The following is a 14,461-nucleotide window of genomic DNA, read 5'->3' as shown; positions in this document are numbered from 1 at the left end:
GATAAAGTTGTGAACAAATCCTTGTGGACAGCCGTAAAAAACAAAGTGTAAGGGGGGAGAGGGTTGGTGGCAACCGAACTCCAGCGCTGCTGGCAGGAGATTATGGCCAATCTGGAGAAGGTAGTGGCCAAGCATTCCTTTGAGCACTGGCTAAAACCCCTCCGCCCGGTGGCCTGCACCAATCAAACCATTTACATCGCTGTGCCCAACCATTTCTCCAAGGACTGGCTCACCCAGCGTTACGCCCCCATCCTCCGGCAAGCCTTTGGCGAGGTTCTGGGAGTGGATCTGGCAGTTAAATTCATCCTTGCGGAGGAGGAGCCCATCTATAAGCACCTGGAGGGGAAGGAAAGCAAAGCCAGCGGCGCCGGTACAGCAACGCCTCAACTTAACCCCAAATATACCTTCAGTAATTTCGTGGTCGGCAACTCGAACCGTTTCGCTCACGCCGCCGCTCTGGCGGTGGCTGAGGCGCCAGCGCAGGCTTACAACCCTTTCTTCATCTATGGAGGAGTGGGGTTAGGAAAGACCCACCTTATGCACGCCATCGGCCACCACATTCTGGAGCACCGCCCAGGAATGAAAGTGTTTTACGTCACCACAGAAAAATTCACCAATGAAATGATCGACGCCTTGCAGATGAACCGCACCCAGCAGTTCCGAGAGAAATACCGCAATGTGGATGTCCTGTTGATAGACGACATCCAATTCCTGGCCGGTAAAGAACGCACCCAGGAAGAATTTTTCCACACTTTTAACACCCTTTACGAGGCGGCGCGACAAATCGTTATCTCCAGCGACCGCCCACCTAAAGAGATCCCTACCTTGGAAGAGAGACTGCGTTCCCGCTTTGAGTGGGGCCTTATCACCGACATCCAGCCCCCAGATTTCGAGACCCGGGTAGCTATCCTGCGTAAAAAGGCCCAACTGGAGAACGTGTCGGTTCCGGACGAAACCCTGCTTTTCATCGCCGACCACATCCAGTCCAATATCCGCGAGCTGGAAGGAGCTTTCGTGCGGGTGATGGCTTTCGCCGCCCTCACCAACAGTCCGGTGACCCCAGACACTGCGGCCACCGTGCTCAAAGACATACTGCGCCAGCCTCGCAAGAGGGAGATAACCGTGGATTTGATCCAGGAAGTAGTGGCTCAGTACTACAATTTAAAGGTGGAGGATCTGCGCGGCAAGAAGCGGCATCGAGCGGTTTCCCTGCCGCGACAGATAGCGATGTACCTGGCCCGCGAACTCACCGATCTTTCCCTCCCCAAAATCGGTGAGCTTTTTGGTGGCCGAGACCACACCACCGTTCTGCACGCCTGCGAGAAGATCAGCGCTTATCTCAAGGAAGATCTCAGACTGCAGGGAGCGGTGGGAGAATTGATTAGTCAGTTAAAAAAATCCGAGTGAAATCAACAAGGGCAACACCTTGATGGAAAAGGACGGTTCGACTTTTTCCACAAATCAACAGGTACTACGGTGATTACTGGGGATTCTTCTTTAAATAAGCTTAATCAGAACGTAGATAAATCCAGAGAAGGAGGACCTTCGTTGCGCTTCACCATCACTAAGGAAGACCTGGAACGCGCCTTAGCAGTGTGCGCACGCTGCGTTTCCCCCAAGCCGCCCATGCCTTTACTAGGAGGAATTTTGCTTCGCGGACAAGAGGGAAGATTGTCGGTCACCGCCACTGACCTAGAGCTTCAGATTTCCATGCAATTACCCCAGGTGCAACTAGAAGAAGCGGAAGGGGAATGCTGGTTGCCGGCCAGGGAGATCGGAGACTTGGTGCGTCTCCTGGGCAAAGACACGCGGGTCGAGATCAGCCAGGTGCAAAACCACCGGATCCTATTCCGCTACCCTGGCGGGGAGGTGCGGCTGGCCGGTATGAACCCCGAGGGTTTTCCCTTGCTGGAGCCCGCTGAGCCCGGCAAATTAGAATTCGCGGGGGCGGGAACCTTGGAAGCCCTGCGTCACGTGCTCTACGCTGCTTCCCCCGACGATTTGCGCCCCATCTTTACCGGGGTGGAAGTGGGTCTGACTCCAGGAGGCAGCCTGAGCTTCGCGGCCACCGACGGTCACCGGCTGGCCGTTTACCGCCCGAGCGAAGAGCCGAACGCAGAAACCCGGGTGATACCGGCCAGACACCTTAAAGAGTTGCTGAACTTGGGCAAACTTTTAGGCGAGGAACCCCTTAAATTCAGCGTCGGCCGCCTGACCGCCTCTTTTTACTGGGGGGAGGTGGAGCTGCATTCCCGCCTGATCGAGGGCAAATTTCCCGATTGGCGGCAGGCTTTGCCTAAAGGAGCTCCAATGGCCACGCTTTGCGCCAGCGTCAGCTCCCTTTGGTCCTGCCTGGAGCGGGCGCGGGTGATCGCCCGGGCCAGCGCTTCCGGCATCCCCACCGTCTTTTTGCGTAAGGCTGGCGATCAATTAGTGGTAGAAGCGCAAAGCGAGACGGGAGAATTTCAGGAGAGCCTGCCGGTACCGGCGGAGGGGGAAGATCTCACTCTAGCCTTCAACGTTGATTATCTGATCGAAGCCTTGCGCGTGCTAGACCGGGAGGAAGAGGTGAACCTCGGCCTGTACGGCTCCATGTCGCCCATGCTGATAACTCCCAAGAGCGCTTCGGGCTACTTGGCTTTACTCTTACCTCTGCGGGTAATATAGCCGTGATGGGTGAATAGGTTGCGGGTAAAGTCGCTTTATCTGCTTAATTTTCGTAACTATCGCGAGTTAGAGTGGGAACCCTCCAGTGCGCTAAACTTACTTCAGGGGCCCAACGCGGCGGGAAAGACTAACTTATTGGAGGCGCTTTACTTCGTAGTTTGCGGCCATTCTTTCCGCACCACCAGGGAGGAAGAGGTGGTGCGCTGGGGGGAAAGCGTGGCCCGGCTACGAGGAAGAATGGAGGCCGCGTGGGGGGAAATCACTACCGAGGTCTGGCTCCAAAACCGGGTCAAGTCGCTTTTTTACCAGGGCAAGCCTGCTTCCCGCCGTTCCTTCCCGGGAGAGAAGATGCTCTTGCTCTTTCGCCCCGAAGACCTGGGAGTGGTCGGTGGCTCTCCTTCCGACCGGCGCAATTTTTTTAACCGCCTCTTGGAACGTCTCCTGCCCGGCTACGAGGAAGTGCTGAGGCGCTACCAACGCGCCCTGGAACAGCGTAACGCTTTGCTCCGCTTACCCGGGGAGCGCTCGCAGGAGGAGCTGGAGACCTGGTCGGCGACCCTGGTGGCGGAAGGAACGCTCCTTTGCCAGCTGCGCCTGCGGGGATTGGGCATGGTAGGGCCGCTAGCCGCTTCGTTGTACCGGGAAATGGCGGGCAAGCGTCTGGTATTGCGTTACTCGAGCAACGTGGTGGGTACTGACAAGCAAGAGGATTTGACGGAGCAATTTTTCTCCCATTTACGGGCGGTGGAGGCGCGCGAGCGAGCGTTGGGTCAAACACTGGTGGGGCCCCACCGCGATGACTTTCTTTTTCTGGTGGAGGGGAGGGAACTCCGCCAGCACGGCTCGCGGGGAGAAGCGCGGGCCGCAGTGCTGGCCCTTAAACTGGCCGAAGCGCAATTGCTGGAGGCGGCTCACGGCGAAAAAGTGATTTTTCTCCTCGACGACGTTTTCTCCGAATTCGATGCGCCGCGGCGCCGAAACTTATTAGCTTTTTTAGAGGGCCGGCAATCCTTCATCACTTCGGCCGAGACGGAACTCCGTTTACCCGGACGGGTTTATAATGTAGAGCAAGGGCAGCTCCTCGCGGCCGATAGCTCTTATTTTAGGGGGAAGTAGATATGCTGGTTTATTTAGGCGGAGATGTAACTATTGACGGTAAAGAGATCATTGCCATCCTAGATAGCAAGTTAGGAGAGGCGCCATCCACCAAGGAATTTCTACGTAATATGCGTGACGAGGGGCGCTTGGTTAATCTCTCGGAAGGGGGAAAACGCCGCTCCATCGTGGTCACGGCCGACAAGGTTTTCATAAGCTATCTTTCCTGTAACGCCTTGAAGCGCCGTGTAGAGTATTTTACCACCGAGTGATAAGGGGGTCCTAGATTTTGCCGGAAGAGGAAAGTAAGCAAGAATACCGGGCCGACGCTATTCAAATACTCGAAGGTCTGGAAGCAGTGCGACTTCGTCCAGGAATGTATATTGGCAGTACCGGGCCGCGTGGCCTACACCATCTGGTCTACGAGGTGGTGGATAACAGTGTGGACGAGGCCCTGGCGGGGTTCTGCACCGAGATCGAGGTGGTGGTGCGGCGGGACAATAGCGTGGTGGTGCGCGACAACGGCCGGGGAATCCCAGTGGACATCCACCCCCAGGCTGGACGTCCAGCAGTAGAGGTGGTGCTTACCACCCTTCACGCGGGGGGTAAGTTTGGCGGCGGCGGTTACAAAGTTTCTGGGGGATTGCACGGGGTGGGCGTCTCGGTGGTGAATGCGCTCTCGGAATGGCTGGAAGTGGAGGTCAGCCGGGAGGGCAAGGTTTGGCGCCAGCGCTTCGAGCGAGGGCAGCCGGTCACCGAGCTTACATTGGTAGGAGAAAGTGAGCGCACGGGCACTACCGTGAGTTTCCGTCCTGACCCGGAAATTTTCGAAGAAGTGGTTTTAAATCAGGAGGTTCTGGTCCAGCACCTGCGCGAGCTCTCCTTCCTGGTGCCCGAGGTGACCTTTATCCTGCGGGACGAGCGCACCGGGGAAGAGTTTGTCTTTCACCACGAGGGGGGAATCAGGGACTTCGTGCGCCACTTAAACCGGGCGCGTGAGGTTCTCCACCCCGATCCCATATATTTGAGTGGCGAGCGGGAGAATATCAAGGTGGAAGTGGCTCTCCAATACCACGACGGTTACGCCGAGAATATTTTTTCCTACGCCAATACCATCCGCACCGTAGACGGTGGGACGCACGAGGCGGGTTTCAAGGCTGCCCTGACTAGGGTGGTCAATGACTATGGGCGCCGCCACGGGCTTCTTCCTGAGAACGTTCAGTTGTCGGGGGAAGATGTGCGCGAGGGCCTCACCGCGGTGGTGGCGGTGAAGATACCCGACCCTCAATTCGAAGGGCAGACCAAGACCAAGCTGGGCAACACTCAAGCCCGCAAGGTGGTGGAGGCCATCGTTGGGGAGGGGCTGGCCACCTTTTTCGAGGAGAACCCGTCAGTGGCGCGAACGATCGTGGAAAAGGCTTTGTCCGCTTCCCGGGCACGGGAGGCGGCCCGGCGGGCGCGGGAGCTAGCCCGGCGTAAAGGGCTGCTGGAAAGCGCGTCGCTCCCGGGTAAGTTGGCCGACTGCAGCGAGAAGGACCCGGCTCGGACTGAGCTGTATATCGTCGAGGGAGATTCGGCCGGGGGCTCAGCCAAGCAGGGTCGGGACCGGCGCTTCCAGGCCATTTTGCCTCTGCGGGGCAAGGTGTTAAACGTGGAGAAGGCGCGGCTGGATAAGATCTTGGCCAACGAGGAGATTAAGGCGCTGATCACTGCTATCGGCGCTGGCATCGGCGAAGAACTCGACTTGAAGAAGACGCGGTATCATAAGCTGATCATCATGACCGATGCCGACGTGGACGGGGCCCATATCCGCACCCTGCTTCTAACCTTTTTTTTCCGTTACCTGCGCCCGCTGATCGAGGCCGGGTACGTCTATATCGCTCAGCCCCCGCTTTACCGGGTGCGTAAAGGGAAAGAGACCCATTACGTTTATTCTGACCAGGAGCTGGAGCAATTACTAGAGCGGCTGGGGCGTAACGGGGTTTCTATTCAGCGCTACAAAGGTCTGGGCGAGATGAACCCGGAGCAACTGTGGGACACCACCATGAATCCGGATAAGCGGGTTATCCTCCAGGTCACGCTGGAGGACGCGGTGGCGGCGGACGAGCTCTTCAGCACCCTCATGGGGGATAAGGTGGAGCCCCGGCGCGAGTTCATCAGCCGTTACGCCCGCTCGGTGCGTAACCTGGATATTTAAACGGTTGAGGTGGCAAGTAAAAGCATGGCTAAAGTAATTCCCATAGAAATAACCGAGGAGATGCGTCACTCGTACCTCGATTACGCCATGAGCGTGATCGTAGGCCGGGCTTTGCCCGACGTGCGGGATGGTCTCAAGCCGGTGCACCGGCGTATCCTTTACGCTATGCACGCTCTGGGCATGACTCCCGACCGTCCCCACCGCAAGTCGGCTTACATCGTGGGTGAGGTGCTGGCTCGTTACCACCCCCACGGTGACGCGGCGGTTTACGACGCCCTGGTGCGGCTAGCGCAGGATTTCTCCTGCCGCTACCCCTTGGTGGACGGGCACGGTAACTTCGGTTCGATAGACGGCGATGCTCCCGCCGCCATGCGGTACACTGAGGCCCGGCTCTCTCGCTACGCGGTGGAAATGCTGCGCGATATCCACAAGGACACGGTGGATTTCGTGCCCAACTACGATGGCAGCACCAGCGAACCCACCGTTTTGCCGTCGCGCCTTCCCAACCTGCTGATTAACGGCTCCTCGGGGATAGCGGTGGGCATGGCCACCAATATTCCTCCCCACAACTTGGGAGAGGTGGTGGACGCTTTGCTGGCCCTGATCGACAACCCGGAGCTCCCTCTAGAAGAACTCTTCCGCTACCTCCCCGGGCCGGACTTTCCCACCGGGGGAATCATTTTGGGGCGAGAGGGAATCAGGGCGGCTTACACCACTGGGCGCGGTGGGATCGTGGTGCGGGGCAAGGCCAGCGTGGAGCGCAAAGGTAATCGGCAGCATATCGTCATCACCGAGATTCCTTACCAGGTCAATAAGGCCCGGCTTTTGGAAAAGATAGCGGCGCTGGTAAAAGAGAAGCGTCTGGAGGGCATCGCCGATCTGCGCGACGAGTCGGATCGGAATGGCATCCGGGTGGTAGTGGAGTTGAAGCGGGACGCTGACCCCCGGGTGGTGCTGAACCGCCTGTACAAGCACACCCAATTGGAAGACACCTTCGGCGTCATCATGCTGGCCTTGGTGGATGGCCAGCCCCGGGTTCTGAACCTGAAGGAGATGCTGCACTATTACCTGGAACATCAGAGGGAGGTAATAGTGCGCCGCTGCCGCTACGAGCTCCGCGAGGCGCAGCTGCGTCTGGAGATAGTGGAAGGGTTGGTGGTGGCGGTGGACAACATCGATGCGGTGGTGCAGCTTATCAAGGCGGCCCCCGACGTCTCCACCGCGCGGGAGCGCCTCATGACCACTTTCGCCCTCACCGAGCGGCAGGCTCAGGCCATCCTGGACATGCGGTTGCAAAGGCTCACTGCCCTAGAGCGAGAAAAGTTGCTGGCCGAGCTCCGAGAGCTCCGGGAAAAGATCGCTTACCTGGAGGGGGTGCTGGCCGACGAGGCCAAAGTGTGGGCGATCGTGCGCCAGGACCTGCGGGAGCTCCGGGACAAATTTGCTGATCCCCGGCGCACCTCCATCGTGGAGGAGGAAATCAGCTACCGCCCCGAAGACCTCATACCCTCCGAGCAGGTGGTAGTGCTGCTCTCCCAGCAGGGTTACATCAAGCGGCAGAGCAAGGATCTTTACCGCAGCCAGCACCGTGGGGGGCGAGGGGTTACGGGCTTTAAGCTCAAGGACGGCGACTTCATCTGCCATCTTTATCTGGCCGACACCCACGACTATCTGCTCTTCTTTACCGGTACCGGTAGGGTTTATCGTCTGAAGGTCTACGAGATACCGGAGGCGGAGCGCAGCGGCAGGGGCACAGCGCTTCCCAACCTGTTTCCCCTCGCCCCGGGCGAGCGGGTAACGGCCATCGTCCCCGTGAGCGACTTCGCCCCGGAACGGCACGTGCTCCTGGCCACCCGGCAGGGGGTGGTAAAGAAGCTATCCCTCCAAGAGCTGGCCAACCTGCGCCGGACAGGGATCAACGCCATTGCCTTGGAGCCGGGGGACGAGTTGGTGGCGGCGGCGCTTCCCGGGGAGGCAGCCGAGTTGCTGCTGGTGACCGAGCAAGGAAAAGCGTTGCGCTTCCAGGCGGGAGCTGTGCGGCCCATGGGGCGGACAGCCCGCGGCGTGCGGGGTATCCGCTTACAGCAGGGAGATCAGGTAGCGGGACTGGTGGTGCTGGATGAGGGAGGGGAAGTGCTGCTGGTGACCGCTCGCGGTTACGGCAAGCGAGTAGCGAGCTCGGCTTTTCCGCTCCGAAGGCGCGGGGGCAAGGGCATCGTGGCGCTAAAGGTATCCAAGGCCAGCGGACCCGTGGTGGGGGTCGAGGTGGTGCGCTCGCAAGCGGAAGTGCTGCTGGCCACCGCCGCCGGCTGGCTCACGCGGCTTAGCGTGAGCGAAATCCCGGTTATGGGGCGCCAGGCCAGAGGAGTGATGCTCATGCGACCCCAGCCGAACGACCGGGTGGTGGCCTTGGCCCGGATAGATCAGGAATAATGTTGCTTTCCAGTGCGGGCAAGCGATAAAATTAGCCTGTAATCGCGGAGCGTCTATTTATCTGCTCAATTCAGAAGGCAGGGTGGCACTATGGAAAAGGGAACCTGGAGAGTAAAAAAAGGCTTAGCGGAAATGCTCAAGGGCGGCGTGATCATGGACGTCACCACTCCCGAGCAGGCCAAAATAGCCGAAGAGGCTGGAGCCTGCGCGGTGATGGCTTTGGAGAGGGTGCCGGCCGATATTCGGGCCACGGGAGGAGTGGCGCGAATGGCCGATCCGGAGATCATTCTCCGCATTATGGACGCGGTGACCATTCCCGTGATGGCCAAATGCCGCATCGGCCATTTTGTCGAGGCGCAGATTCTGGAGTCTCTGGGGGTGGACTACATCGACGAGAGCGAAGTTCTGACCCCCGCCGACGAGGAGCATCACATAGACAAGCACCCCTTCAAAGTCCCCTTTGTTTGTGGCGCTCGCAATCTGGGTGAGGCCCTGCGGCGCGTCGCCGAAGGGGCGGCCATGCTGCGCACCAAGGGCGAGGCTGGCACCGGCAACGTGGTGGAGGCGGTGCGGCATATGCGCCGCATCAACTCGGAGCTCCGGCAATTGCAAGCGCGGCGGCGCGAGGAGTTGATGCAGGCGGCTAAGGAGATGGGAGCGCCTTACGATTTGGTGCTGGAGGTGGCCGAAACCGGGAGTTTGCCGGTGGTTAACTTCGCTGCCGGAGGCATCGCCACCCCGGCGGACGCGGCCTTGATGATGCAATTGGGGGCCGACGGCATCTTCGTGGGCTCGGGCATTTTTAAGTCGGAAGATCCCATGAAGCGGGCGCGGGCCATCGTGGCGGCCACCACTTACTACAACGATCCCCAGGTGCTGGCCGAAGTCTCCCGAGCTCTGGGTGAGCCCATGTCCGGCCTCGACACCGCCTCTTTGCCCGCTCACCAGCGCTTGCAGGAGCGGGGCTGGTAGGGAGATGACGATAGGGATACTGGCGCTGCAGGGCGCCTTTCGCGAGCACGCTCGGGCCTGCGCCCGGCTGGGACGGGCTACCCGCCTGGTCAAATTCCCGAGCGACCTGGACGGTTTATCGGCCCTAATTATACCCGGAGGCGAGAGCACGGCCATAGGGCGTTTGCTATGCGATTTTGGACTGCTGGAGCCGATCGAAGCGCGAGCGCGCCAGGGCCTGCCCCTGTTCGGCACCTGCGCTGGGATGGTTTTGATGGCGCGGGCGTTGGAGGGTACCCGACAGCGCACCTTGTCCTTAATGGACATAGAGGTGCGGCGCAACGCCTTCGGGCGCCAGGCGGAGAGCTTTGAAGCCGAACTTACCATCCCCGTTCTGGGGCCGGAGCCTTTTCGGGCCGTGTTCATCCGCGCCCCTTTGGTGGTTAGGGTGGGGGGAGGAGTAGAGGTGCTGGCCGAGCTCTCCGCGGGCCCGGTGCTGGTGCGCCAGGGGCGTTGGCTAGCCTGCGCCTTTCACCCGGAGCTCACCGACGATTTACGCCTGCACCGCTATTTCCTGGAAGAGGTAGCCGGCGTTTAGTGGCTGGTGCTACCGGTATCGTCCCTTTAAGGGACGGATTTTATTTTCAACTTAAAACTGTGGCTGGGGGTCTTGGATGCTTATGAAGCAAGAAACGCGCTTGTTTATTCCCGGTCCCACTCCGGTGCCGCCGGTGGTGGCTGAGGCCATGGCTCGCCCCCTAATCGGGCACCGCACGGAAGCTTTCGCTCGTTTATACGCCAGGCTGGAAGAAAAACTTCGCCCCGTTCTGGGAACCCAAGGTGACGTGGTCATCCTCACCGCTTCGGGCACCGGTGGCATGGAAGCGGCCGTGGCCAATTTGCTGTCCCCAGGCGACCCGGTGCTGGCGCTGGTGGGAGGAAAATTCGGTGAGCGCTTCGCCGAATTGGCCCAAGCCTACGGTGGGGCGGTGGAAACTCTGAACTTTGAATGGGGCCAGGCGGTGGACCCCGAAATGGTGGAGCGTCGGCTGCGGGAGAAGCGCTTCAAAGTTTTGCTGGCCACCCACAACGAAACCTCCACCACGGTGCTCAACGATCTGCGTCCACTGGGGGAATTGGCCCGTCGCTACGAGGTGTTGCTGGCGGTGGACGCGGTCTCCAGCGCCGGCGGCGCGGAGCTCCGCATGGACGAGTGGGGAATCGATGTTCTCGTCACCGCTTCCCAGAAGGCTCTGATGGTGCCGCCGGGATTGGCCATCGTGGCGCTGAGCGAAAGAGCTCTCAAGGCGATGACTGGTAGCCGGAGCCCCCGCTACTACTTCGATCTGCTGGCGGCCTGTCGTTCCAAACAGAAATACAATACTCCCTACACTCCTGCCGTCTCTCTATTTGCAGGGTTGGACCGCGCGCTGGATCTCATCTTTGAGGAGGGGCTGGAGCAGGTTTACCGGCGGCACCAGCTGCTGGCGCGGGCAACGCGGGCGGCGATGCGCGCTTTGGGTTTGCGACTCATGGTGGCCGACGCCTGGGCTTCGCCCCTGGTTACCGGGGTTTGGGCACCCGAGGGATTGGAGGCCGACCGGTTGCGTAAAGAGATCGCTTCCCGCTACGGAGTGCTGTTAGCCGGTGGGCAGGGACCGCTCAAGGGAAAGATATTTCGCCTAGCGCATATGGGCTACGTGGACGAGGTGGACATCCTGGGAGCTCTGGGAGCGTTGGAGCTAGGGCTTTACCGGGCAGGGTATCCTGTGAAATGGGGTCAGGGCGTGGCTCAGGCCCAAGCCGTTCTGGCAGAGGAGGGGAAAGCGTAAATGTACCGGGTGCTGGTAACCGACGGCGTGTCTCCCGAGGGGCTGAAAGCCTTAACGGAAGCGCCGGACGTGGAAGTGGATTTCCGTCCTACTCTCAGCGAGGAAGAGCTCAGGGAGATCATCGGGGAGTACGATGCCCTGATTGTGCGTAGCGCCACCAAAGTCACGGCCCGGGTGCTGGAGGCGGCCCGGAGACTGAAGATAATTGGCCGGGCCGGCGTGGGGGTGGACAATATCGACCTCAAAGCGGCGACGGCCCGGGGCGTAATCGTGGCCAACGCTCCCGGGGGCAATACCGTGGCCGCAGCCGAGCACACCCTGGGCATGATGCTCAGTCTGGCCCGCAACATACCCGAAGCTTGCGCCCGCACAAAGGCCGGAGTGTGGGACCGGAAATCCTTCGTGGGGGTAGAATTGCGGGGCAAAGTGTTAGGGATAATTGGGCTGGGGCGTATCGGCTCGGAGGTGGCCAAGCGGGCCCAGGCCATGGAAATGGAGATCATCGCTTACGACCCCTACATCACCGAGGAGCGGGCGCGGGATCTGCGCGTAAAGCTGGTGACGCTGGAGGACCTGTTCCGTCAAGCCGACTTCATCACCATTCACATCCCTTTGAGCAAAGAAAATTACCACCTGATTGACCGGGAAGCCATAGCCCAGATGAAGGACGGTGTCAGGATTATCAACTGCGCCCGGGGGGGAATCGTGGATGAGGAGGCGCTCTACGAAGCCCTCAAAGCGGGAAAGGTGGCAGGGGCGGCGCTCGACGTCTTTGAGAAGGAGCCGGTCACTTCGCACCCGCTCTTTTCCCTCCCCAACGTGGTGGTGACCCCGCACCTGGGAGCTTCCACTGTGGAAGCCCAGCTGGCGGTGGCGGAGGTGGTCGCGCAGGAGGTGCTCACCGCGCTGCGTGGGGGCTTTGTGCGCCACGCGGTCAACCTCCCTTACATGCGCCCCGAAGTGCTCCCCGTGGTGGGCCCCTTCTTTCCTCTGGCCGAGAAGTTGGGGATGTTCGCTACCCAGTTGCTGGGCGGCCGGGTTAACCGCGTGGAGGTGAATTACTCTGGCGAGTTGGCCCGCTACGACGTGAGCCTGCTCACCACCGCGGTACTCAAGGGGGTGCTGAGCGTGGCCTTGCAGGATACCATCAACTACGTTAACGCGCCCGAAGTAGCCAAGCAGCGGGGAATAAAAATTAAGGAGACCAAGCAGGAGCAGGAAGAGGAGTACGTTAATCTCATCACCGTTCGGGTGCAATCCCCGGATGGCGAGCACACCGTGGCCGGTACCCTGGTGCGCGGCAAGGAACCGCGGGTGGTAGAGGTGGACGGCTATCGAGTAGACGTGCTGCCCCAGGGCTACATCCTTTTCGTGCCCCACATGGACCGCCCTCGTATCATCGGGCGCATTGGCACCCTCATCGGCGCCTACGACATCAATATAGCCACCATGCAGGTGGGGCGCAGGGAGATCGGGGGCAAAGCTATCATGCTGCTCACGGTGGATAACCCGGTGCCGGAGGAAGCCCTGGAGGCGATAGCCCGGGTGGAAAACGTGCTGGGAGTGAAACAGCTGATCCTCTAAGGTGGCTTGGGAAGGGAGAAAGGGACGGTGCTGGATCTCAAACAGATACGCCGCGAGCCCGAGCGGGTAAAGTCCGCTTTGCGGCTGCGAGGTTACCCGGAGGAGCTGGTGGATCGCCTCCTGGAGGTGGACGCCCGCTGGCGCGAGCACCTCACTCGCCTCCAGGAGCTCCGCAGCCAGCATAACCGCGCCTCGGAAGAGATAGCCCGCTGCAAGCAGGCTGGGGGAGAGGCCGGTGAACTGATCGCTGCCATGCGCCAGCTGAGCCATCAGGTGCTGGAAGTGGAGCGAGAGGTAAACGGGCTGGAGCAGGAACTTAACCAGCTGCTGTTAGAGCTCCCCAACCTGCCTCACCCCTCCGTGCCCCCGGGTGCCGATGCCTCCCACAACGTGGAGGTCAGGCGCTGGGGCGAGCCGCGCTCCTTCTCTTTTTCTCCTCGCCCCCACTGGGAGATAGGGGAGCTCACTGGCGTGTTGGATTTCGCCCGGGGCGTGAAAGTGGCAGGCACGCGCTTCGTTTTCTACCGGGGTCTGGGCGCGGCTTTGGAGCGGGCGCTCATCAACTTCATGCTCGACCTGCACACCCGCGAGCATGGCTACCAGGAGCTCTTCCCCCCCTTCCTGGTGAACCGGGCCAGCATGGTGGGAACCGGGCAGTTGCCCAAGTTCGCTGAAGATATGTTCAAGGTGGAGGGGGAGGATTACTACCTCATCCCCACCGCCGAAGTGCCGGTAACCAACCTGCACCGGGAAGAAATCCTGGATGGGGACCAGCTCCCCCTCAAGTACGCGGCTTACAGCGCCTGCTTCCGGGCCGAGGCCGGGGCAGCGGGCCGGGATACCCGGGGCCTTATCCGCCAGCACCAGTTCAACAAGGTGGAATTGGTGAAATTCTGCCGCCCGGAGCAATCGGAAGAAGAACTGGAGAAGCTGGTAGCGGACGCCGAGAGGGTGCTGCAGCGGCTACAACTCCCCTACCGGGTGGTGGTGCTCTGCACCGGTGATCTCGGTTTCTCCGCCGCCAAAACCTACGACCTTGAGGTCTGGCTGCCCAGCTACCAGGATTACAAAGAAATCTCCTCCTGCTCTAATTTCGCTGATTTCCAGGCCCGGAGGGCCAATATCCGCTACCGCCCCAGCCCGAAGGCCAAGGCCGTTTTTGTCCACACTCTAAACGGTTCTGGTCTGGCGGTGGGGCGCACCGTGGCTGCCATCCTGGAAAACTACCAGGAAAAGGACGGATCGGTGGTCGTGCCCGAGGTCCTGCGGCCCTACATGGGGGTGGAGCGCATCCCCGCCCAGAGAAGATAGGCCGAAAGGCGGTGGTGCCTGGTGAACTGGGTGGCGCGGCTATTGCTGCTGCTGTGGCTGGCGCTGCTTCTCCTGTCCTTTTGCTGGAGCAAGCAGAATTGGCTGATGCGGGGAGTCTTCTGGGGTCTTTCTCTCGTCACCTGCTTCCTGCTCTTGGGAGGGGGTTACCAGGCTTATACCACCTGGAAGCACCAGCACAGCTGGTTGGACGCCTGGGAGCAAGGGGTAGTGGCGGCCTTGCTGCTGCTGCGCGTCTTCTGGCCTCTGGGGCTCGGAGCGCTGCTACTGACCGTGACCCTTTCCTGGTTGGTTGGGCGCTGGCGCGGCTGAGATTTTAACCGAAGTTTTACCGGGAATTTAAGCAGATTTAACGCCGGGCTTGTACCATTGA

Annotated in this window: 12 protein-coding genes; all 12 read left to right on the top strand. The window is 60.3% G+C overall.

Annotated elements, in window-relative coordinates:
* Positions 1-66: 66 nt before the first annotated feature.
* The 12 genes from dnaA (at position 67) to ACTLLP_RS09565 (ending at position 14,400) form a co-directional block, all read left to right on the top strand.
* Positions 67-1,407, top strand: a complete 1,341-nt coding sequence (gene dnaA / locus ACTLLP_RS09620) for a chromosomal replication initiator protein DnaA (RefSeq protein WP_441059333.1) — start codon at positions 67-69, stop codon at positions 1,405-1,407.
* Positions 1,408-1,548: 141 nt separating this feature from the next.
* Positions 1,549-2,667 (top strand): DNA polymerase III subunit beta, encoded by a 1,119-nt coding sequence (dnaN, locus tag ACTLLP_RS09615; RefSeq protein WP_441059331.1) that lies wholly within the window; start codon positions 1,549-1,551, stop codon positions 2,665-2,667.
* A gap of 18 nt (positions 2,668-2,685) precedes the next feature.
* Entirely contained in the window at positions 2,686-3,783 is a 1,098-nt protein-coding gene (recF, locus tag ACTLLP_RS09610) for a DNA replication/repair protein RecF (protein ID WP_441059329.1), read from the top strand.
* Positions 3,784-3,785: 2 nt separating this feature from the next.
* Positions 3,786-4,034 (top strand): extracellular matrix regulator RemB, encoded by a 249-nt coding sequence (gene remB / locus ACTLLP_RS09605; RefSeq protein ID WP_441059327.1) that lies wholly within the window; start codon positions 3,786-3,788, stop codon positions 4,032-4,034.
* Positions 4,035-4,051: 17 nt separating this feature from the next.
* Positions 4,052-5,959 carry a DNA topoisomerase (ATP-hydrolyzing) subunit B gene (gene gyrB / locus ACTLLP_RS09600; RefSeq protein WP_441059325.1) on the top strand — a complete coding sequence of 636 codons (1,908 nt, stop codon included), beginning with the start codon at positions 4,052-4,054 and terminating at the stop codon, positions 5,957-5,959.
* 24 nt (positions 5,960-5,983) lie between these two features.
* A complete protein-coding gene (gene gyrA / locus ACTLLP_RS09595; protein ID WP_441059323.1) occupies positions 5,984-8,392 on the top strand; it encodes a DNA gyrase subunit A in 2,409 nt (802 codons plus the stop codon).
* A 90-nt stretch (positions 8,393-8,482) separates the two neighbouring features.
* Positions 8,483-9,364 (top strand): pyridoxal 5'-phosphate synthase lyase subunit PdxS, encoded by an 882-nt coding sequence (gene pdxS, locus ACTLLP_RS09590; protein WP_441059321.1) that lies wholly within the window; start codon positions 8,483-8,485, stop codon positions 9,362-9,364.
* 4 nt (positions 9,365-9,368) lie between these two features.
* Positions 9,369-9,941: a pyridoxal 5'-phosphate synthase glutaminase subunit PdxT gene (gene pdxT / locus ACTLLP_RS09585; RefSeq protein WP_441059319.1), complete on the top strand. Its 573-nt coding sequence runs from the start codon at positions 9,369-9,371 to the stop codon at positions 9,939-9,941.
* 82 nt (positions 9,942-10,023) lie between these two features.
* A complete protein-coding gene (locus tag ACTLLP_RS09580) occupies positions 10,024-11,175 on the top strand; it encodes a pyridoxal-phosphate-dependent aminotransferase family protein (RefSeq protein WP_441059317.1) in 1,152 nt (383 codons plus the stop codon).
* Positions 11,176-12,759, top strand: coding sequence for a phosphoglycerate dehydrogenase (gene serA, locus ACTLLP_RS09575; protein ID WP_441059315.1), 1,584 nt, complete (start codon positions 11,176-11,178; stop codon positions 12,757-12,759). It abuts the gene before it with no gap.
* A gap of 27 nt (positions 12,760-12,786) precedes the next feature.
* Positions 12,787-14,070, top strand: a complete 1,284-nt coding sequence (gene serS, locus ACTLLP_RS09570; protein WP_441059313.1) for a serine--tRNA ligase — start codon at positions 12,787-12,789, stop codon at positions 14,068-14,070.
* 21 nt (positions 14,071-14,091) lie between these two features.
* Entirely contained in the window at positions 14,092-14,400 is a 309-nt protein-coding gene (locus ACTLLP_RS09565; protein ID WP_441059311.1) for a hypothetical protein, read from the top strand.
* Positions 14,401-14,461 lie beyond the last annotated feature (61 nt).

Source organism: Desulfothermobacter acidiphilus (genome assembly GCF_052073645.1).
In the GTDB taxonomy this organism is placed as follows: Bacteria; Bacillota; Desulfotomaculia; order Desulfotomaculales; family Ammonificaceae; genus Desulfothermobacter; species Desulfothermobacter acidiphilus.
Note: the sequence above shows the minus strand (reverse complement) of the source record. Positions and strands in the feature narration are given on the sequence as shown.